Annotated in this window: 16 protein-coding genes; 10 read left to right on the forward strand and 6 right to left on the reverse strand. The window is 62.6% G+C overall.

Annotated features, from left to right (window positions below; translation table 11 throughout):
* The first annotated feature begins 95 nt into the window (after window positions 1–95).
* The 8 genes from lptF to BLR13_RS00635 all read left to right on the forward strand — a co-directional run bounded on the left by lptF (window position 96) and on the right by BLR13_RS00635 (window position 10,211).
* A complete protein-coding gene (gene lptF / locus BLR13_RS00600; RefSeq protein WP_074828771.1) occupies window positions 96–1,265 on the forward strand; it encodes an LPS export ABC transporter permease LptF in 1,170 nt (389 codons plus the stop codon).
* Window positions 1,262–2,359, forward strand: coding sequence for an LPS export ABC transporter permease LptG (gene lptG, locus BLR13_RS00605; RefSeq protein ID WP_074828768.1), 1,098 nt, complete (start codon window positions 1,262–1,264; stop codon window positions 2,357–2,359). The genes lptF and lptG overlap by 4 nt, the downstream gene beginning before the upstream one ends.
* 77 nt (window positions 2,360–2,436) lie before the next feature.
* Window positions 2,437–4,854: an LPS-assembly protein LptD gene (locus BLR13_RS00610; RefSeq protein ID WP_171945060.1), complete on the forward strand. Its 2,418-nt coding sequence runs from the start codon at window positions 2,437–2,439 to the stop codon at window positions 4,852–4,854.
* 75 nt (window positions 4,855–4,929) lie between these two features.
* Complete coding sequence (locus tag BLR13_RS00615; protein ID WP_074832172.1) at window positions 4,930–5,871, forward strand: SurA N-terminal domain-containing protein; 942 nt, start codon at window positions 4,930–4,932, stop codon at window positions 5,869–5,871.
* Window positions 5,871–6,875: a 4-hydroxythreonine-4-phosphate dehydrogenase PdxA gene (gene pdxA / locus BLR13_RS00620; protein WP_074828760.1), complete on the forward strand. Its 1,005-nt coding sequence runs from the start codon at window positions 5,871–5,873 to the stop codon at window positions 6,873–6,875. The genes BLR13_RS00615 and pdxA overlap by 1 nt, the downstream gene beginning before the upstream one ends.
* Window positions 6,872–7,738 (forward strand): 16S rRNA (adenine(1518)-N(6)/adenine(1519)-N(6))-dimethyltransferase RsmA, encoded by an 867-nt coding sequence (gene rsmA, locus BLR13_RS00625; protein WP_074828758.1) that lies wholly within the window; start codon window positions 6,872–6,874, stop codon window positions 7,736–7,738. The genes pdxA and rsmA overlap by 4 nt, the downstream gene beginning before the upstream one ends.
* Before the next feature lie 23 nt (window positions 7,739–7,761).
* The gene (locus BLR13_RS00630) at window positions 7,762–8,820 is read left to right on the forward strand and encodes an alcohol dehydrogenase (protein WP_074828756.1); all 1,059 of its coding nucleotides are present in this window, start codon (window positions 7,762–7,764) and stop codon (window positions 8,818–8,820) included.
* 149 nt (window positions 8,821–8,969) lie between these two features.
* Window positions 8,970–10,211 carry an ABC transporter substrate-binding protein gene (locus BLR13_RS00635; RefSeq protein ID WP_074828753.1) on the forward strand — a complete coding sequence of 414 codons (1,242 nt, stop codon included), beginning with the start codon at window positions 8,970–8,972 and terminating at the stop codon, window positions 10,209–10,211.
* Between the two features lie 50 nt (window positions 10,212–10,261).
* Here BLR13_RS00635 and BLR13_RS00640 read toward each other — a convergent pair whose 3' ends face one another.
* Window positions 10,262–11,569 carry an IS701 family transposase gene (locus BLR13_RS00640; protein WP_083387697.1) on the reverse strand — a complete coding sequence of 436 codons (1,308 nt, stop codon included), beginning with the start codon at window positions 11,567–11,569 and terminating at the stop codon, window positions 10,262–10,264.
* Window positions 11,570–11,808: 239 nt separating this feature from the next.
* Window positions 11,809–13,587 (reverse strand): adenylate/guanylate cyclase domain-containing protein, encoded by a 1,779-nt coding sequence (locus BLR13_RS00645; RefSeq protein WP_074828750.1) that lies wholly within the window; start codon window positions 13,585–13,587, stop codon window positions 11,809–11,811.
* Between the two features lie 162 nt (window positions 13,588–13,749).
* Here BLR13_RS00645 and BLR13_RS00650 point away from each other — a divergent pair, with 162 nt between their 5' ends.
* Both BLR13_RS00650 and BLR13_RS00655 read left to right on the forward strand, forming a co-directional pair.
* Entirely contained in the window at window positions 13,750–14,805 is a 1,056-nt protein-coding gene (locus BLR13_RS00650; RefSeq protein WP_074817232.1) for an IS110 family transposase, read from the forward strand.
* Window positions 14,806–15,397: 592 nt separating this feature from the next.
* Complete coding sequence (locus BLR13_RS00655; protein ID WP_074828747.1) at window positions 15,398–16,345, forward strand: hypothetical protein; 948 nt, start codon at window positions 15,398–15,400, stop codon at window positions 16,343–16,345.
* Window positions 16,346–16,436: 91 nt separating this feature from the next.
* On the opposite strand, the gene gmk is transcribed toward BLR13_RS00655, so the two are convergent.
* The 4 genes from gmk to fabF form a co-directional block, all read right to left on the reverse strand.
* The gene (gmk, locus tag BLR13_RS00660) at window positions 16,437–17,090 is read right to left on the reverse strand and encodes a guanylate kinase (protein WP_074828743.1); all 654 of its coding nucleotides are present in this window, start codon (window positions 17,088–17,090) and stop codon (window positions 16,437–16,439) included.
* Window positions 17,091–17,093: 3 nt separating this feature from the next.
* Window positions 17,094–17,981, reverse strand: coding sequence for a YicC/YloC family endoribonuclease (locus tag BLR13_RS00665; RefSeq protein ID WP_074828740.1), 888 nt, complete (start codon window positions 17,979–17,981; stop codon window positions 17,094–17,096).
* Between the two features lie 106 nt (window positions 17,982–18,087).
* Window positions 18,088–19,365 carry an endolytic transglycosylase MltG gene (gene mltG, locus BLR13_RS00670; RefSeq protein WP_074828737.1) on the reverse strand — a complete coding sequence of 426 codons (1,278 nt, stop codon included), beginning with the start codon at window positions 19,363–19,365 and terminating at the stop codon, window positions 18,088–18,090.
* A 135-nt stretch (window positions 19,366–19,500) separates the two neighbouring features.
* Window positions 19,501–20,766, reverse strand: a complete 1,266-nt coding sequence (fabF, locus tag BLR13_RS00675; RefSeq protein WP_074828734.1) for a beta-ketoacyl-ACP synthase II — start codon at window positions 20,764–20,766, stop codon at window positions 19,501–19,503.
* Window positions 20,767–20,778: the final 12 nt, after the last annotated feature.

Below are 20,778 nucleotides of genomic sequence, written 5' to 3' on the forward strand. Positions count from 1 at the left end.
ACTGGACGGCGGGCGGCGCGACCAAAGGGGACCTCTTGACCGGGGTTGGTCGGAAGCCGCTCTTTGGGGCGCAAGGGTGGGACCGTACGGTAGCGATGGGGTCGATCGACAAGTACATTTTCCGCACGACGCTTGCGTCGTTTGCGCTGGTCTTGGTCAGCCTCACCGGCGTGATCTGGATTACGCAGGCGTTGCGCGGCATCGACCTGATGACGAGCCAGGGCCAGACCATCATTACCTTTCTCGGCATCACCAGCCTGGTGATCCCGGCGCTGGTGCTGATCATCGCGCCGATCGCGCTGATGATCGCGATCTCGCACACCCTGAACAAGCTCGCGACCGATTCCGAAATCATCGTGATGAATGCCGCCGGCTTCTCGCCGTTCCGGCTGTTCCGCCCGTTCTTCTACGCCACCTGCGTGGTGGCATTGATGGTGGCTTTTATCGGCGCCTATCTCGCCCCCGACGGCATGCGCCGGATCAAGCAATGGGATGCCGAAATCACCGCCGACATCCTGACCAACATCCTGCAGCCCGGACGCTTCGCCCAGCTCGACCAGAACCTGACGATTCGCATCCGCGAACGTCTGCCCGGCGGCGTGCTGTCGGGCATCTTCGTCGACGACCGCAGAGATCCCAAGGAGCGCGTCACCATCATCGCCGATCACGGCACGGTGCTGAAGAACGAGAGCGGTTCCTATCTGGTGCTGGAAAACGGCAATCTCGAGCGTTTCGAGGCCGGCAAACGCGATCCGGCGCTGGTGGCCTTCGGCCGCTATGCCTTCGACATGTCGAAATTCTCCAATCAAGGCCGCGACGTCACGCTCGGAATTCGCGAACGTTATCTCTGGGAGCTTTTTTCTCCACCGAACGACGATCCGATTTTCCAGAAATTATCCGGGCAGTTCAACGCCGAACTGCATGACCGGTTGCTGTCGCCGGTCTATCCATTTGCATTCGCGGTCCTGACATTCGCGTTTCTGGGCACGCCGCGCACTACGCGCCAGAGTCGCAATTTCTCGATCGGCGGATCGATTTTCGCGGTGTTCGGCCTCCGCATGGCGGGATTCGCCTGTTCGGTCATGACGGTTAAGACCCCCGCCGCCGCCCTCGTCCAGTATTCGATGCTGATCGCCGCCATCGCCATCGGGCTGTGGATGATTCTCGGCGGCATCGTGGTGGAGCCGCCGGCCGCGCTGATCGAAGCCATCAACAGATCGAACGCGCGCATCGCGCGGTGGTTCGGACGGCCGGTCGCCGCATGAACATGATGACCAATACGCTCGGACGCTATTTCGCCGGCCGCTTCCTGATCGCGGCCGTGGGCGTCTTTGCGAGCATTTTCGTGCTGCTGGTGCTGGTCGATTACATCGAAATGGTCCGCAAGACCTCAGGGCTGGTGTCGGCCTCCGCGATCACGGTGGCGGAGACGTCGCTGTTCCGGGTGCCGCAACTGCTCGAAAAGCTGATGCCGTTCTGCGTCCTGATCGGCGCGATGACCTGCTACCTGGCGCTGTCGCGGCGGCTTGAACTGGTGGTCGCGCGCGCCGCCGGCGTTTCCGCCTGGCAGTTCATCGCACCGGCGCTCGGCAGCTCGATCCTGCTCGGGATCATCGCGACCACCGCCTACAATCCGATGTCGGCGAACCTGCGCGAACTCTCCAAGCGGATGGAGGCCGAACTGTTCGGCTCGGCGCCGGGCGGCGGCATCCAGGACGCATCGGGATTTTGGCTCAACCAGATCAACAGCGACGGCCAGTCCATCATCAATGCCGCCCGCAGCGAACAGCAGGGCGTCCGGCTGACCGGGCTGACCGTGTTCCGCTTCGATACCGACCTCCAGTTCAAGGAGCGAATCGAAGCCCGCGAAGCCTCCCTCGAGGAAGGACGCTGGGCCTTCAAATCGGTACGCAGATACTCCCTCGACAAGCCGCCGACCGACCAGGACAGCTACTATCTTACCACCACCCTGACCCCGGCCCAGGTCCGCAACAGCTTCTCGACCCCCGAGACCGTGTCTTTTTGGCAACTACCGACCTACATCCGATCATCCGAGAGCTCGGGCTTCGCGACCGCGGGATACCGGCTGCAGTACCATAAGCTCATCGCACAGCCGTTTTTGCTGGCTGCAATGGTCATGTTGGCGGCTTCCGTCAGCTTGCGCTTCTTCCGGATGGGCGGCGTGCAAAAGATGGTTTTGAGTGGCGTGGGTGCGGGCTTTCTGCTCTACGTTTTGTCGAAAGTTACTGAGGATTTGAGCAAGGCTGAGTTGATGCATCCGATCGCTGCGGCGTGGTTGCCCGTCTGTGTGGGTGGCCTCACCGGCTTTTTGGCCTTGTTGTACCAGGAGGACGGGTAGTGGCCGTTGTCGCCGCCCTCCAGTTGAGGTCGCCCGTGTTCGGGCGGCGCACTCTGCTGCGCCGCAAACGAACCCGCATGGCTGCCGTCGGCGCCTCCGTGATCGCCCTGCTCGCCGGCCTGGTTTTCGCCGGAGCGATCGATCTTGCCCTGACGGTGCCGGCCTCGGCGCAGGCCTTCACCTATAATCCGCGACCGCCCAAGCCGCCGCCACGGCCCGCCAAGAATGACGGGCAGATGCTCGTGCAGGCGACCGAGGTGGACTACGACTACAACAATCAGCGCGTGTCGGCGGTCGGCAACGTGCAGATGTTCTACAACGGCACCAGCATCGAGGCTGACAAGGTCATCTACGACCAGAAGACCAAGCGCCTGCACGCCGAGGGCAACATTCGGCTGACCGACGCCGACGGCAAGGTCACCTACGCCAACATCATGGATCTGAGCGACGATTACCGTGACGGTTTCGTCGATTCGCTGCGCGTCGACACCGCGGACGCGACGCGGATGGCGGCAACCCGCGCCGACCGTTCCAGCGGCAATTACACCGTGTTCGAAAACGGCGTGTACACCGCCTGCGCGCCCTGCAAGGACGATCCGAAGAAGCCGCCTTTGTGGCAGGTCAAGGGTGCACGCATCATCCACGACCAGACCGACAAGATGCTGTACTTCGAGAACGCGCAGCTCGAATTCTTCGGCGTGCCGATGGCCTATCTGCCGTATTTCTCGACGCCCGATCCCACGGTGAAGCGCAAAACCGGCTTCCTGATGCCCGGCTTCAGCACAGTGACGGGCTATGGTTACGGCGTCGAAGTCCCGTTCTACTGGGCGATCGCGCCGGACTATGACGCGACCATCAATCCGCGCTTCACCAGCAAGCAAGGCGTGCTGTTCCAGGGCGAATTCCGCCAGCGCCTGATCGACGGCGCCTACCAGATCCGCGCCTATGGCATCGACCAGCTCAACCCGTCGGCCTATGCCGGCCAGCCCGGCGATCGCCAGTTCCGCGGCGGCATCGATACCAAGGGTCAGTTCGCACTGAACGACAAATGGACCTGGGGCTGGGAAGGCGTGGCGCTTTCCGATTACGCCTTCATGACCGATTACCGGCTCGCGCAGTATCGCGATCCGCTGCAATCGTTCCTCAATCTGCCGACCGAAGCGATCTCGCAACTTTATCTGACCGGCGTCGGCAGTCGCAGCTACTTCGACGCGCGCACGATCTATTACCTGAGCTACTCCGGCAACCAGGCTTATGTTCCGGTTGTTCACCCGGTCATCGACTACAGCAACGTGATCAACAGCCCGATCTTCGGCGGCGAGTTCAGCTACCAGACCAACTTCACCAGCCTGACGCGCTCGACCGCGGCGTTCGATCCGATCACGACGCTGGCCAACACCAGCGGCCTGTGCCTGACCGCGTCGGCCGATCCGATGGCGCGGCTGCCCTCGCAGTGCCTGCTCCGCGGCATGCCCGGTACCTACACGCGGTTCACAGCTCAAGCGGAGTGGCGGCGGTCGTTCACCGATTCCGCGGGCGAGATCTGGACGCCGTTTGCGATCCTGCGCGCCGACGCCATCAACGCCTCGATCTCCAACCAGCCCGGCGTCTCGAACTTCCTCCCGGTCGGCGATACCAACGCGCTGCGCCTGATGCCGGTCGTCGGCCTCGAATACCGCTATCCCTTCATCAACGTTCAGCCCTGGGGCACCACCACGATCGAGCCGATCGCGCAGATCATCGTTCGCCCCAATGAAACCTACGCCGGCAAGCTCCCCAACGAAGACGCGCAGAGCATGGTGTTCGACGCCAGCAACCTGTTCTCGGTCGACAAGTTCTCGGGCTACGACCGCGTCGAAGGCGGCGGCCGGGCCAATGTCGGCGTGCAGGCGACCACGCAATTCGATCGCGGCGGCAGCATCAACGCGTTGTTCGGACAGTCCTACCAGTTGTTCGGGTTGAACTCGTTTGCGGTCGCGGACGCGACCAATACCGGCGTCGACTCCGGTCTGCAGAACGCGCGGTCCGACTACGTCGCCCGCGTCAATTACTCGCCGAACCGCACCTATACGTTCAGCGTGCGTTCGCGCATGGATGAAGCGACGCTCAACGTCAACCGCTTCGAGGCCGAAGGCCGCGCGGCGTTCGACCGCTGGTCGGTCAGTCTGATGTACGGCAATTATGCCGCGCAGCCGCAACTCGGATACCTGACCCGACGCGAAGGCCTGCTCGGTTCCGCCTCGGTCAAGGTGGCGGCTAACTGGGTGGTGTCGGGCGGAGCACGCTGGGATCTGGAAGCCAACAAGATCAACCAGTACATCGTCGGCGCCGGTTATGTAGATGACTGCTTCGTGCTGGCTGCGAACTACGTGACATCCTACAACTACACCACAGGCACCACCGCGCCGGTGCTCAGCCACTCGTTCATGTTCCAGATCGGCCTGCGGACCATTGCGACTTCAGGCTCAACGGCCGGCGTCGGCGGAATTCAATAGCGCGTGGCCGGACCCGTGCGCGAGAGCGCCCGTGGCACCGCAACAATCGAATTGGTTGATACGGCAGACATGACCATGACGCCCCAAAAACTCTCCCATCAACGCCTGTGGTCGCTGATTGCCGGCTGCGCGATCGTGCTCGGCCTCCTGACATCTGGCGCCTCGCCGCTCGCCGCACAGACCGTCGCCGTGATGGTCAACGGCGAACCCATCACCAACTACGATATCGAACAACGCACCAAGCTGAATTTCCTGACGACCCGCCAGCAGATGCCGCGGCAGGACGTGATCAACGAACTGATCAATGAAAAGGTCAAGATCAAGGAAGCCAAGAGATTCGGCGTCGACCCCACTTCGAGCGACATCGATGAAGCCTATGCGGGGATGGGCTCGCGGATGCGAATTACGACCGACCAACTGACGAAGACACTGGAAGCCCAGGGGGTCCGGCCCGATACCCTGAAGGCCCGCCTCAAGGCCGAAATGGTTTGGACCAGCCTGGTGCGCGGCCGCTTCAAGGAAAGCCTGCAGATCGCCGAAAAAGAAGTCGCCGAAGCCGCCCAGGAAGGCGGCGAACCGGTCCAGACCGAGGCGTTCGAATACAAGCTGCAGCCGATCGTCCTGATCGTGCAGCGCGGGTCGGCGCCAGCAACGATCGAATTGCGAAAGAAGGAAGCCGAGAGCCTGCGCGAACGCGTCCAGACCTGCGAACAGGCCAACGCCTACTTCAAGTCGATGCAGAACGCGGCGATCCGCGCCACCGTGACCAAGACCTCGGCCGACATTCCGGGTCCGCTTCGCGAATTGCTCGACAAGACACCGATCGGTCATCTGACGCCGCCCGAGATCACCAAGCAGGGCGTGGAGATGGTGGCCCTGTGCGAAAGGAAGCCGACCAAGATCGATTCGCCGAAGAAGCGGGAAATCCGCGACAAGATGTTCCAGCAGAAATACGAGAAGAAGTCGAAGGATTATCTGGACGAAGTCCGCAAGGCCGCGATGATCGAATATCGCTGATGGCAAAGCCTCTTGCGCTGACATCCGGCGAGCCCGCGGGCATCGGCCCCGATATCGCCCTCGAAGCCTGGCTGCGGCGCCGTGAACTGGACCTCCCGCCATTCTATCTGCTCGGCGACCGCGCCTTCTTCGCCGAGCGGGCAAAGATCCTCGGACTGAAGGTCGAACTCGCCGATGTCGGACCCGACGACGCGCGCGCAACCTTTGCGAACGCGCTGCCCGTGGTCGCCACCGGTGAAAGCGCAACGGCGCGGCCCGGCCAGCCGGATGTCACCAGCGCCAATGCCGCGCTCGCCTCTATCAGGCACGCGGTCGACCATGTCCGGACCGGACAAGCGAGCGCGGTCGTCACCAACCCGATTTCCAAGAGCGTGCTCTACCGCGCCGGATTCCGTCATCCCGGCCACACCGAATTTCTCGCCGAACTTGCGGCCAATGGCGGCCCTGCCCCGCAGCCGGTGATGATGCTGTGGTCGCCGACACTCGCCGTCGTTCCGGTAACGATCCATGTTTCGCTGCGCGATGCGCTCGCCGATCTCACCAGCGAGTTGATCGTGTCGACGGCGCGCATTGCGGTTGCGGACCTCAAGGCCCGCTTCGGCGTTGCCGCGCCGCGGCTGGCCGTCTCCGGCCTCAACCCGCATGCCGGCGAAGAAGGCTCGCTCGGCACCGAAGACATCACCATCGTCACGCCCGCGATCGAGATCCTGCGCCGCGACGGCATCGACGCGCGGGGACCGCTGCCGGCGGATACGATGTTCCACGCCGCTGCGCGAAAAACCTATGACTGCGCGATCTGCATGTATCACGATCAGGCGCTGATCCCGATCAAGACGATTGCGTTCGAGGACGCCGTCAACGTCACGCTGGGATTGCCGTTCATCCGCACCTCGCCGGATCACGGCACGGCCTTCGACATTGCCGGCACCGGCAAGGCCAATCCGTCGAGCCTCATCGCAGCGCTGCGGCTCGCCGCGCGCATGGCCTGCGCCGGAACGGCATGAGCGGGATCGACGATCTGCCGCCGCTGCGCGACGTCATCCGCGAACACTCCCTTTCGGCGCGCAAATCGCTCGGGCAGAATTTCCTGCTCGACCTCAATCTCACGGCAAGGATCGCGCGCGCCGCCGGTTCGCTGGAAGGCGCCACCGTGATCGAGATCGGCCCCGGCCCCGGCGGGCTGACGCGGGCGCTGCTGGCGCTCGGCGCCAAACGCGTCATCGCGGTCGAGCGCGACGAGCGGGCGCTGGCGCCGCTCGACTATATCGCCAAACGCTATCCCGGCCGGCTCGAGATCGTGCACGCCGACGCACAGCATTTCGATCCGCGCCCGATGCTGGGCGGCGAGCGGGCCAAGATCGTCGCCAACCTGCCCTACAATATCGCAACCGCTTTGCTGGTGGACTGGCTCTCGGTCGAACCGTGGCCGCCCTGGTACGACATCATGGTGCTGATGTTCCAGCGCGAGGTCGCCGAGCGGATCGTCGCAAACGAGAATGACGAGGCCTATGGCCGGCTCGCGGTGCTCGCCAACTGGCGCGCCGAGACCAAAATCCTGTTCGACATCTCGCCTGCCGCCTTCGTGCCGCAGCCCAAGGTCACCTCCTCGGTGGTGCGGCTGGTGCCGCGCGCGCACCCTGAGCCATGCGACCGCCGCGCGCTCGAGCAGGTGGCGGCCGCGGCCTTCGGCCAGCGCCGCAAAATGCTGCGGCAGAGCCTCAAGTCGCTCGCGGTCGATCCGGCGAGGCTGGCTGCCGCGGCCGATGTCGACGCCACCCGGCGCGCCGAAACGATCCCGGTCTCCGGCTTTGTTGCCATGGCCCGTGAATTGACCGATATACGAAACACAAAAATGAACGTGCCCTAAAATTCCGCTGAGGAGAAAATGCCATGGCGCTGATGCGTCGCCAGTCTTTGGTCAAGTTTGATGCGCCCCTGTGCGAAACCATTGTCGACACACCGAAGCCGCAAGGACGGGAAGTTCTGGTCCGTATCGAGCGCTGCGGCCTCTGTCACTCCGACCTGCACATCCAGGACGGCTACGCCGACCTCGGCGGCGGCAAGCGGCTCGACACCACGCGCGGCATGACGCTGCCGTTCACGCTCGGCCACGAGATCGCCGGTGTCGTCGAGGAAGTCGGGCCAGACGCGTCGAAGGACCTGATCGGAAAGAAGCAGGCGGTATTCCCCTGGATCGGCTGCGGCCAGTGCCGCGACTGCGCCAACGGCGATGAGAACCTTTGCGTCAAGCAGCGCTTCCTCGGCGTCTCGATCGACGGCGGTTTCGCCAGCCACGTGCTGGTGCCCGACGCCAAATACCTGCTGGATTACGATCCGCTGCCGGTCAACCAGGCGGCAACCCTGATGTGCTCCGGCGTCACCGCCTATGGCGCGTTGAAGCGGCTGGTCGATCGCCCGCGGCAGCGCAATCTGCTGCTGATCGGCCTCGGCGGCGTCGGCATGATGGGACTTTCGTTCGCGCAAGCGATGTTCAAGCAGAAGATCGCGGTGGCGGATCTCAGCCCTGCCGCGCGCGAGTCCGCGCTCGCGAACGGCGCGGCTGTGGCCTACGATCCGTCCGAGCCCGATGTCGTCAAGCGGATGATCAAGGAGACCGAGGGCGGCTTCGACGAGATCGTCGATTTTGCCGGCAACGAGAAATCCATGGCCTTTGCAGTGTCGGTTGTGGCGCGCGGCGGCAAGATCGTGGTCTCCGGCCTGATGGGCGGCAATTTCAGCCTGCCGATGGTGCAATGGGTCTACAAGCGCATGACCATCGAAGGCTTCATGGTCGGCACGCTCGAAGAGGCCAAGGAGTTGATGTCGCTGGCACGCGCCGGTAAGATCAAACCGACGCCGATGAAGGAAGAGCCGATGGCCGACGTCCAGAAATGGATCGAAGAGCTGCGGGCCGGCAAGGTGGTTGGACGTATCGTGTTGAAGAACTGACGCGGAGCCCTCTGAACACGACATTCTCGAACGTTTCACGTTCTCGAACGTTTCGAGAAAGGAAAGCCTTAAAAAAATAGAGCACCCGGCTCCAGCACGGTCGGAGCCGGGAAAGCTCAACGCTTCGCGATTGACAGAGGGAGACGCTGATGGCTTCCGGGACTCATTCGAAGCTTGCCGCTTGCGCGGCGCCTGCGAAGCTTGCCGCTTGCGCGGCGCTGATGCTCGCGATTTTGACGGCCCCCGCATTGGCGCAGAAGCGCTATGGCCCGGGAGTCAGCGACACCGAGATCAAGATCGGCACCACGACGCCCTATAGCGGCCCCGCCTCCGCCTATGCCGCCGGCGCGATCTCCGCCACCGCCTATTTCGAGATGATCAACGAACAGGGCGGCGTCAACGGACGCAAGATCAACTTCATCAGCCTCGACGATGCCTACAGCCCGCCGAAGACGGTCGAACAGATCCGGCGCCTGATCGAGAGCGACGAAGTGTCGTTCCTGGTCAACCCGGTCGGCACCGCGACCAACATGGCGGTGTACAAATACATCAACCAGAAGCAGGTACCTCACCTCTTCATCGGCACCGGCGCTACCGTCTTCAACGATCCCGAACATTTCCCGTGGACGATGAGCTGGACGCCGCATTACGCGTCCGAGGGCGAGATCTATGCCCGTTACATCCTGTCGACCATGCCCAATGCAAAGATCGGCATCCTGGCGCAGAACGACGATCTCGGCCGGGATTACCTCCTCGGATTCAAGCGCGGGCTCGGCGACAAGGCGTCGACGATGATCGTCTCGTCGCAGACCTACAATACCAGCGATCCCACCGTCGACTCCCAGGTGGTGACGCTGAAGTCGTCCGGCGCCGATGTCTTCTTCATCGTCTCGGTACCGAAATTCGCAGCGCAAGCCATTCGCAAGGCGTACGACATCGACTGGCACCCGCAGGAATTCGTCTCCAGCGTCGGCTCGTCGATTGCGGGCGCGATCAGGCCGGCCGGCTTCGAAGCCGCCAAGGGCATCATCTCCGCCGCCTATCAGAAAGACCCGGCCGATCCGCAATGGGCCAATGATCCGGCGATGAAGGCGTGGAATGTCTGGATGGACAAGTACAATCCGCGCATCAACAAGAGCGACTACTACGCGCCCTATGGCTACAATATCGGCTTCGCGGTGGTCGCGCTGCTCAAGCAGTGCGGCGACGATCTGACCCGCGAGAACATCATGAAGCAGGCCTCCCATCTCGACATGGAACTGCCGTTGCTGCTGCCGGGCATCCGACTGAAGACCAGCCCTACCGATCTGCGACCGATCAAGCAGATGCGGCTGGTCCGCTTCAACGGCGAACGCTACGTGCTGTTCAGCGACGTGCTCGAGAGCAACTAGCACTACTTTGGCAGATTTATTCACGCTGCTGCTTTCCGCCGATTTGTCTTCTACAGTACGGGCATCGCTGAGGTCGTGGTTGAACGATGAGATCGACGATGGCTTGGCGTACGGCCGGCAGGCTCGGCTGAGGCGGTGGACCGTTGATTCTTTTTTTTCCGCCCCGCTTGTGCGAGACGGCGATGCTGGAGGAATGCGTAAGCGATCATGGTCATGAGCGCATGACGATGAAGGCCCTGCCAGGATCGTCCCTCGAAGTGATCAAGCCCGAGTTCCTCTTTCAACTGCTGATGGGCCTGTTCGCAAATCCATCGAGCTTTGATCGTGGCAGCTAACGTGCGCAGATTCATCTCGGCCGGCATATTGGCGAGATAATATTTCTTCTCCCCCGACGTCCTGTGTTCGCCGATAAGCCAGGCTTCGTCCCCCGGAAGATGCTGCTGGCCCATGTCCTTGATCCGCTGCGGAGGTCCATCAGCGGTCCGCACGCGAATCGCGGCGAAGCGAGCTTCCAGCCGGCCCTTGGTCCCGTTTCGCCAACTCACATTTTGCCACTTAGCATTGGCCAGCATGTCTTCGGCTGCCCTCGACAGGATATCGGGAATGTGCCGCTTGCGGGGACGACCTCGACCGGCGACCGGCCAGATCAATTTAACCTCCACCGGATAAACCTTCTGGTGACGAGGGATACCGACGGCCCAGGCCAGGCCGCGTGTCGTTAGCCCCTGACGGAACGGCGCGCTGAGGCCGTAACCGGCATCCGCCAGCACGCAGCCAAAGCGCATACCGGCTGCCATCACGCGATCGATCTCCGCCAAGGCGATCTCTGGCTTGGTCCGCGCTGCGCGGTGCTCGACTGGAACGCCCGCACGCTTCAAACGCACCGGATTGCTCGTCCAACTCTCGGGAACGAAGAGACGTAACGCCACCATGACCGGCACTTCACCCCGCGCAAGCGTCAGCGACACCAACGTTTGGCAATTGGCCGTCTTGCCGAGAGATGAGGCATATTGAGGAGCCACACCAACCGAACGATCGCCCTTCTTCGGCATCGCGGTGTCGTCAATGACCAGCACCGCATCACTGCCGCCAACGAGGCGATCGGCCTGAACCAGCAATTCCGACTCCAATGGCGCCGCATCCCAGACACCATCAGCGATGAAATGATGCAACTGGTCATAGTCGCCCGGTGCCAGCCGCGCCGCCATCGGCTGGACGCTCTTGCGATCGCCTGGTCCAATCAGTCCCGAGATATAAAGCGGACACATCCGTCGCCGGGCCTTGTGACCCAAGCGATCCAGGAATGGCTTGAGCCAGCGTCCAAGCTCGTCTTCCCACTTCGGTGTCGTGTTCACCATGGTCGGCCCTCCAAAAGCCGACCACCCATGAATCATTGAAAATCTGATTCGGGAATCCAGTTTCGCCGATCAATTGCAATAATCTGCCAAAGTAGTGCTAGGCCGTGAAGCCATAAATCCGCCGGGCGGACTTGCGAGGTCCGCTATGCCCTGGAAGCGGACGTTCGCGCTGGCCTTCAGCATGCCTGTTTTGTGCAAAAGCGGTCATTCGATCACCTCGTCGGCACGAGGCGCCAGGCTCATTCGGGCAGCCCTGCTTTGCGGAGGCCCTCAATCAGCAGCTTGGAGTTTGATTGCACGGCCCGAGCGATCCACGCTGATATTGTAAAGGCGGGATCAATCTCAAGCAGGCGAGCCGCCGCCTCACGGGCCTCAGCGTCACGTCCGAGATGGGCGAAAGCGGACGCGAGACAGCGGCAAGCCGTCGAGTAGGAGGGGTTCTGACGAAGGGCTTTTTTCCCTGCGGCAATGGCCTCGTCAAAGCGACGAAGCTCAATCAAGGCAAACCCCATGCCGGCATACAACCGATATAGCAGTGGGTCTAGCGGGCTCATGCGCATGGCACGTTCAAAGCTCCGGAGCGCTTCGTCTGGCAGCCCGGCGTTTCTGTAGACCCAGCCTCTGAAGTGCCATGCACTAAATGAATTTGGGTTGAGCGCGACCGCCCGGCCTGCCATTTCAACCTCATTTTCACAATCGCCGACCATGAAGGCTGAGATTGCGGCGGCCAATGCCAGGGTTTCTGGATCACTATCGTCGAGGCTCAATGCCAAGCGAAGAAGCCGAATTGCTTCCTTGCGGTCGAATTGAGGATCGATCGCGTAGCCTAAAATGACGTTGAGCATGTGACAGTGACCTGCCAGAGCCGCGACGAAGGCGAACCGCGGGTCCAGCTCCAGAGCGCGCTGAGCCAGCCTTATCGTCTCGGCCAGCCCTTCGCGGGTGGTCGCGTAATACTGCTGCATGGCCCGGAGAAAAAGATCATAGGCAGTGAGGTTCTCTGGTCGTCGCCGCGTCGCTATCGCAATTTCGGTTTGAAACAGCTTTGGCTGAATGGCTGAGACAACGGCGAGCGTTACTTCGTCCTGCAAAGCGAAAATGTCGGTCAGGTCACGCTCGAACCTGTCCGCCCAAATGTGCGCACCTGTTACCGCATCGATCAACTGTCCCGTGATCCGGACTTTACCCGCCGCCTTGCGCACGGACCCCTCAAGGACATAGCGCACGCCAAGCCTGCGTCCGATTTCCTTGATGTCGACGGCCTTCCCCTTGAAGGTGAAACTCGAATTCCGAGCGATCACGAACAACCATTTGAACCGCGAGAGCGCGGTGATGATTTCTTCAACCATCCCGTCCGCAAAATACTCCTGTTCGGGGTCGCCGGACATGTTCTCGAACGGAAGCACGGCGATAGACGGCTTGTCCGGGAGTGCCGGAGCTTGCGTGCTATCGACAGGCGGCTCTATCGGCGCCGCCGCAGAACCGCTCGCATTCATCCTGAACCGCCACGCGCGCATCGGCTCGGCAATGTTTTTCAGGATCTGCGGCCCTATATCCTCGAAGGCGGTATCGACCTTCCCGCGGATTTGACGTTGTGCGTCGTCGGAGATGCAAACGCCGCCGGGCTCCGCAATCCCTTCAAGACGGGCGGCGATATTGACGCCGTCGCCAAAGATATCGTTGTCATCGACGATGATGTCGCCAACGTGGATGCCGATGCGAAATTCGATCCGCTTGACCTGCGGTATCGTAGCATTTTGCTCAGCCATACCGCGCTGGACCTCAATGGCGCAGCGTACCGCATCTACGACACTGCCGAACTCAGCGAGCACGCCATCGCCCGTGTGCTTGACGACCTTGCCACGATGTTCGCTGATCTTGGGATCAGCGAGTCCACGCAAACGCTCCCTCAGCCGGACGTGTGTCCCTTCCTCGTCCGAGCCGGTTAGGCGACTATATCCAGCCACATCAGCCGCAAGGATAGCTGCAAGCCGCCGTTCAACGCGATTGTCGGTCAAAACGGCCTCCCGAGATCGGTAGATCCGTTGGACATATCAAAGCATAGGGTGTTGCCCTTGGGCTAGGGCCAACGTCTCAGAATGGGATGGACCGGCCGTGCTCCCGCCCCGAACCGCTCAGAGAATGAGCGGGGGGCTTAGCAGCACGAGGAGCACATCGCTATGTCCCATAAGACAGCCGCTACAGGCGCACACACCATCGGCATCGATACGGGCAAGAACACCCTGCATTTGATCGGCCTCGACGACAAGGGGGCAATCGTTTTGCGGGAGAAGATCGCCCGCGGCCGGATCGCAGCCCGGTTCGCCAATGTGCCGCGGTGCCTGATCGGAATCGAAGCTGGCATGGCGACCCACTACGTGGCTCGCGAGCTAATTGCGCTCGGTCATGACGTAAGGCAGGTACCACCAGCTTATGCCAAACCGTTCCGGCAAGGCCACAAGAACGACTTCAGAGACGCCCACGCGATCGCGGAAGCTGTGCAGCGGCCGTCGACACGCTGCGTTCCAGTTAAGACCGACGATCAGCTTGATCTACAAGCACTGCACCGGGTGCGATCTCGCCTGGTCGGCCAACGAACGGCTGTGATCAATCAGATCCGCGGCTTTCTCCTGGAGCATGGCATTGCGGTACGTCAGGGGCTTCGCTTCCTCCGCCAACAGCTTCCAGACATCCTGGCAAAACGCGGCGACGTGCTGTCACCTCGCATGATCAGGATCATAGAAGATCTCAGCGGCGATTGGCGGCGTCTTGATGAGCGTATCCAGCACATCACCGAAGAGATCGAGGTTTTGGCAAATAGCAGCGAGAGTTGCCGCCAATTGATGACCGCTCCGGGCATCGGCCCGCTCATCGCCAGCGCCATGGTAGCGGCCATTGGCAATGGTGCTGCCTTTGCCAAGGGCCGTGACTTTGCCGCCTGGCTCGGCTTGGTACCGAAGCAAATGTCGACCGGCGATCGGACGATCCTCGGGCGCATCAGCAAGCGCGGCAATCGCTATCTACGTACGATGTTAATGCAGGGTGCTCGCGTTATTTTGCTCAGGCCAGCAAACTGGGCGAAGCATAGCTTTGGGTTATGGCTCACCGCCGCAGCACAACGCTTACACCATAACGTCCTGGCAACCGCACTTGCCAATAAGCTGGCGCGGATCGCTTGGACTGTGTTGGCACAAGGTCGCAGCTACGAAGCGCGCGTCGAGCCAAAGGTCGCATAGGATCAACATGTTCGAACTCGCCGAGGGGATGTCCGACGCTGATCCCTGACGTAACTGATACCTGCCGAGGTCTGCGAGTTGGATGGAGGAAATGGAGAAACGGTCTCGCCGTCGTACCCGTGATCTGGTGACCCAAGCGGCCTCTCAGGGCCTTTCTCAGAATGAGATCGGGTGCGCGCGGATATCCATGATGGCCAGGAGCATAAACGCTCCATGCAAGGGCCGGATACAGATGCGCAAGACCAGCCCCCTCCATTTGTTCACATTCGGCTTGCAACGCACGGCCGGTCCATACATATGGGTCAGACGCTACGGGGACGAGCCAGCGGTAAGTCTGGCCATGTCCGCTAAGCCACTGAGACCAGCTCGCGCAAAAGAGAATGTTGAACGACGATTCGATGGTTGTGCTGGTCACCGGACTTCAACCGAAATAACGGATTTTGCCTGCCTTTTTTTAGGCTGCGGCCCGCCTCAGAGGTGTGGCTTGCGAGCCCCAATTAAGCCCTGCCCGCTCCGGAATTGCGGCTCATTGCCACCCAAGTCTTTAACGAGATTTGCGGCGTCACGCGTTGCGTCATTACCGGGGATCTAGATGTCAAACCGCTCAGCGATATCAGTCGCGGCCCTGTTCGCCAGCATTCTGGCGGGGGCCAATCTCACCTCTGTGACGGATAGCCGTGCCCAAGCCGCCGCAGACAACTGCCTGACGGCTCCGAAAGACAAGACACCCGTGGGCAGCCATTGGTACTATCGGTTTGAACGCGGCACCAAGCGCCAGTGCTGGTATCTGCGCGGCGAGAACGACAAGAGCGCCCGCGCCGCGCCGCAGGACTCATCCACTGACGCTGCGGCGGATTCCGCGGCGGCCGAACCGGCCCCGCCACCACCGCGCCCGGTGGTACGAAAATCGGTCGCGAACGCGCATGCCGAACTGACCGCCACACAACAGCGCGTCGAACAGGAATCGGCCGCCGCTCCCGAACCGCGGACCGTCGGCATGGCGCCTGCGCCTGCGTTTCAAAATAGCCCGGCCGCAAACCTCCCCGACACAGCGACGCCGCCATCGACAGTGGCGACGCGCTGGCCGGATTCCTCCGAGGTGAGTTCGTTCAACAACTTCCGTACGGCGGCCGCGGAATCACAGGCAGCACCGCCGGAAAATATCCAGGCAGCAACCCAGCCCGCGCCGGCGCCGGTCGCGCTTGCCGCGGCAGACTCGTCGATGGCGAAGCAGTCGGCGTCGATGCAGATGCTGTTTCTGGTGATGGCCGGCGCGCTGGCGCTGGCGGGTATCACCGCCAGCCTGATCTACCGGTTCGGCCGCGCGCGAGCCCGCCGGACCGTGGTTCGCCACGACCGCCGGGCGATCTGGGATTCGATCCCCAGCGAACGCCCTTCGCCGTCGATGCTGCCCGGCGAGGACGTTCCGATCTGGCATCGTGACGATTCCCACGATTCCCACGATCCGCGCGCGCCCGATAATCCAGACCGACGCGTGACGGAAATGCTGTCGCGGCTGGCCCGAAGCGCGCCGCACTGACGGGCCTCTTGTTTTGACGCGTTTTCTTGACGCGAACCGGCGTCCACCCACGGATCAAGTCCGAGGGCATGCTTCCTTGAAAACGCTATGACTATTTTTCCAGCTGGCGCTGCAGGCCGCGAACGAACTCGGTCAGGCCGGTGCGGCGGACGCGCTTGAGCCGCTCGGCCTTGAGGATCGACTGCACTTCGGCAAAGGCCTCATCGACGTTCTGATTGACGATGATGTAATCGTATTCGGCCCAATGGCTGAGTTCGTGGCTGGCGCGGTCCATGCGGCCGCGAATGACCTCGTCCGAATCCTGCGCGCGGGTGTGAAGCCGCTTCTCGAGATCGGCGGCCGACGGCGGCAGGATGAACACGCTGACGACGTCGGTAGAGGCCTTTTCCCGCAATTGCTGCGTGCCCTGCCAGTCGATGTCGAACAGCACGTCCTGCCCGGCCGTCAGCGCGGTCTCGACCGGCGCGCGCGGCGTACCGTAGCGGTTATCGAACACGGTGGCCCATTCGAGCAATTCGCCCTGGCCCGCCATCGCCTCGAATTTGGGTTTGGCGACGAAGAAATAATCGCGGCCGTCGACCTCACCCGGGCGCATCGGCCGCGTGGTCGCCGAGACCGACATTTTCAGGCCCGGCGTGCGCTCGATCAACATGCGCGACAGCGTGGTCTTGCCCGCGCCCGACGGCGACGACAGCACGAACATCAGCCCGCGCCGTTCCACCCCGTCGAAGCCAACAGCCGTCATCGGTTACTCCAGATTCTGGACCTGTTCGCGAAACTGCTCGACCACGTTTTTCATCTCGAGCCCGGTCTGGGTCAATTCCAGATCGTTCGATTTGGAGCAACAGGTGTTGACCTCGCGGTTGAATTCCTGCGCGAGGAAATCGAGCCGTCGCCCGACCGGTCCGCCCTTGCCGATCATCTCGCGCGCTTGCGCAACGTGCGATGCGATACGGTCGAGCTCCTCGCGGATGTCGGCCCTGGTCGCGATCATGATCGCTTCCTGATTGAGCCGATCCGAATCGAAACGCTCGGAGGTCTCCAGCAGTACCGCGATCTGCTCGGCCAGCCGCGCCTTGATCGCCTCGGGCTTGCGGCCCGGGGCGGCCTCGGCCTTCTTCGCCAGCTTCTCGATTTCATCCATGCGCTGGATCAGAATTTGCCCGAGCGTCACGCCCTCGCGGCGGCGCATCTCGACCAGATGGGCCAGCGCCCGCTCGAACGCTGCCGCCGCCGCATCCTTTGCCGCCTTGTCTTCCGTCTCGTCGCTTTCGGGTTCGACGACCTCGATCACACCCTTGAGGGCGAGGAGACCGTCGATGCTCGGCGCCACCGCGTCGATCTTGCCGCCGAGCACGCCGGCCACCTTGATGATCGAGGCCAGCACGTCCTCGTTGATGCGCACCGTCGAGACCGCGTTGGTACGCTTGACGTTGAGGTTGGCATACACCGTGCCCCGCGACAGCACCTCGCCGGCGCGCTTCTTGGCCAGGGCCTCGAGTTCGTCCCATCCCGGCGGCAACCGCAGCCGCAGGTCAAAGCCCTTGGCGTTGACCGATTTCAATTCCCATTCGAACGTGTAGGGACCGCTGGCGCCGTGGCTCCGGGCAAAACCGGTCATGCTCGATAGCGCCATTGCGTCAATCTCTCCGAAAGGCGGGGTGCGGGACTCGCTGGGAACGCCACAACCTTAAAACGATTTCCGCCAAAGTGGAATTAGGTTCCAATCCGCAGCGAGGATGTCAACGCTGAACCACCGGCGGCGTTGTGGTCGATTGCGCGGCGCCCTGGCGGGCGGGCGCAGCCGCGGGCGCCGCGGGACGCGCCGGCTTCTTCGGCGCCGCAGGCTTTGGCGTCGCTGCGGTCGGATTGGTATCGGCAGCAGCACCCGCTGCAGCCGGCGGCGGCGCGTCGTCGGCGGGTTCGACGGTGTCGTTCTGAATCTGCTTTTCGATGGCCCGCAGCTTGGCGACGTTCTTCATATGCTGGTCGTAGGTTTCGGTGAAGGTATGTCCGCCGGTTCCGTCGGCGACGAAGAACAGGTCGCGCGTACGCGCCGGATTGGCGGCCGCTTCCAGCGAGGCGCGGCCGGGATTGGCGATCGGGCCCGGCGGCAGACCCTCGATCACATAGGTGTTGTAGGGCGACGGCTGCGTGATCTCGGAGCGCTTGATCGGCCGGCCCAGCGTGCCCTTGCCGCCGACCAGACCGTAGATGATGGTCGGATCGGACTGCAGCTTGATCTTCTGCCGCAGCCGATTGACGAATACCGCAGCGACGCGGCTGCGCTCGTCAGCCTTGCCGGTTTCCTTCTCGACGATCGAGGCCAGCGTGACCAGCGCCTCCGGCGACTTGATCGGAACGTCCGGATTGCGGCGCTCCCAGATTTCCGCCAGCACCCGCTTCTGGGTCTGCTGCATGCGCTGGATCACCTGATCGCGCGTGGTGCCGCGCGGGAACTTGTAGGTCTCGGGCAGCAGCGTGCCCTCACGCGGCACTTCCCGCACGCTGCCTGCGAAGATGTCGTTGTCGGTGAGCCGCGCCACGATCTGTTCCGAGGTCAGGCCTTCCGGAATCGTGACGGCGTGCTGCACCACCTTGCCCTCGACGATGGTGGCAATGACGTCGCGCAGGCTGGCGCTCTTCCTGAATTCATATTCGCCGGGCTTGAGATCGGAACTCGCCTTCAGCGCAAGCACGCCGCCGATGAACACCCACGGATTGACGTTGATGACGCCCTCGCGCTGCAGGGCGTCGGCGATGTCGCGTTTGCCGGCACGCGCGGGAATGTTGACGACTTTGTCTTCCTGCAGCGGGCCTGGCGTTTCGAGCAATTGCCTGCCGTAATAATACACGGTCCCCGCGCCGATCATCAGGATGATCAGGATGGTGATGATGGCATTGCCGATCACCACGAAGGGATTGCGGGCGCGCTCCGACCGCTTCGGCGGCGGCGGCACCTGCTCGGGCTCCAGCGCAGCGCGCGGGCTCCGTGGTGAAATGGGCGGCCTCTCACTCATCGATGCAACCTGAATCCTGCCGGTTCAATCGTGGCTGGCAAACCCTGCCCAGCCAATAGCATACGCCCACACTTAGAAGTCATCGCCGAATGCGGCAAAACGGTGGAGTCGATCTAATCACTTGCTAAACACTTGCTAGTCAATCACGCGCCGCACGATCACGGAGGCGTTGGTACCCCCGAAACCGAAGGAATTGGAGAGCGCGACGTCGATATCGCGCTTGCGCGCCGTTTGCGGCACCAGATCGATCGCGGTTTCCACCGACGGATTTTCGAGATTGATGGTGGGCGGAACGATGTTGTCGCGAATCGCCAGGATGCTGAAAATCGCCTCGATGGCGCCGGCAGCGCCCAGCAAATGCCCGGTCGACGATTTGGTCGACGACATCGACACCTTCGAGGCGGCGTTGCCGAGCAACCGTTCCACGGCGCCGAGTTCGATCTCGTCGCCGATCTGCGTCGAAGTGCCGTGCGCGTTGATGTAGTCGATATCCGACGCAGCTATGCCGGCGCGCTTCAGCGCAGCACTCATGCTGCGGAAAGCGCCGTCGCCGTCCGGCGCCGGCGACGTGATGTGATAGGCGTCGCCCGACAGGCCGTAGCCGACCACCTCGGCGTAGATTTTCGCGCCACGGTTTTTCGCGTGCTCGTATTCCTCGAGCACCACGATGCCGGCGCCCTCGCCCATCACGAAGCCGTCGCGATCCTTGTCATAGGGGCGCGAGGCCTTTTCCGGCGTCTCGTTGAAGGCGGTCGAGAGCGCGCGCGCGGCGCAGAAGCCCGCCATCGCCAGCCGGCAGATCGGCGATTCGGTTCCGCCCGCGACCATGACGTCGGCGTCGCCGAGCACGATCAGCCGGGAGGCGTCGCCGATCGCATGCGCGCCGGTCGAGCAGGCCGTCACCACGGAATGATTGGGTCCCTTGAGGCCGTGCTCGATCGAGACATAGCCGGACGCCAGATTGATCAGCCGTCCCGGAATGAAGAACGGCGATACCTTGCGCGGACCGCGTTCCTTCAGCAGCAGCGCGGTGTCGGCGATACCGGACAGGCCGCCGATCCCGGAGCCGATCAGGGTGCCGGTCGCGCATTTGTCCGCCTCGGACTCCGGATGCCAATTGGCATCGTCGAGCGCCTGTCGTGCGGCGGCCATGGCAAAGATGATGAAGTCGTCGACCTTGCGCTGGTCCTTCGGCTCCATCCACTGGTCGGGATTGAAGCTGCCGCCGGAGCCGTCGCCGCGCGGAATCACGCAGGCGATCTGGCTGGAGAGATCGGCGACTTCAAACGTCTCGATCTTCCTCGCGCCGCTCTCGCCGTTGAGGATACGCGCCCACGTTGCGTCAACGCCACAGCCGAGCGGCGTAACCATGCCCAGCCCCGTGACGACAACCCGTCTCATGTCAAAAACTCC

This window comes from Bradyrhizobium ottawaense (assembly GCF_900099825.1).
Lineage (GTDB): Bacteria > Pseudomonadota > Alphaproteobacteria > Rhizobiales > Xanthobacteraceae > Bradyrhizobium > Bradyrhizobium ottawaense_A.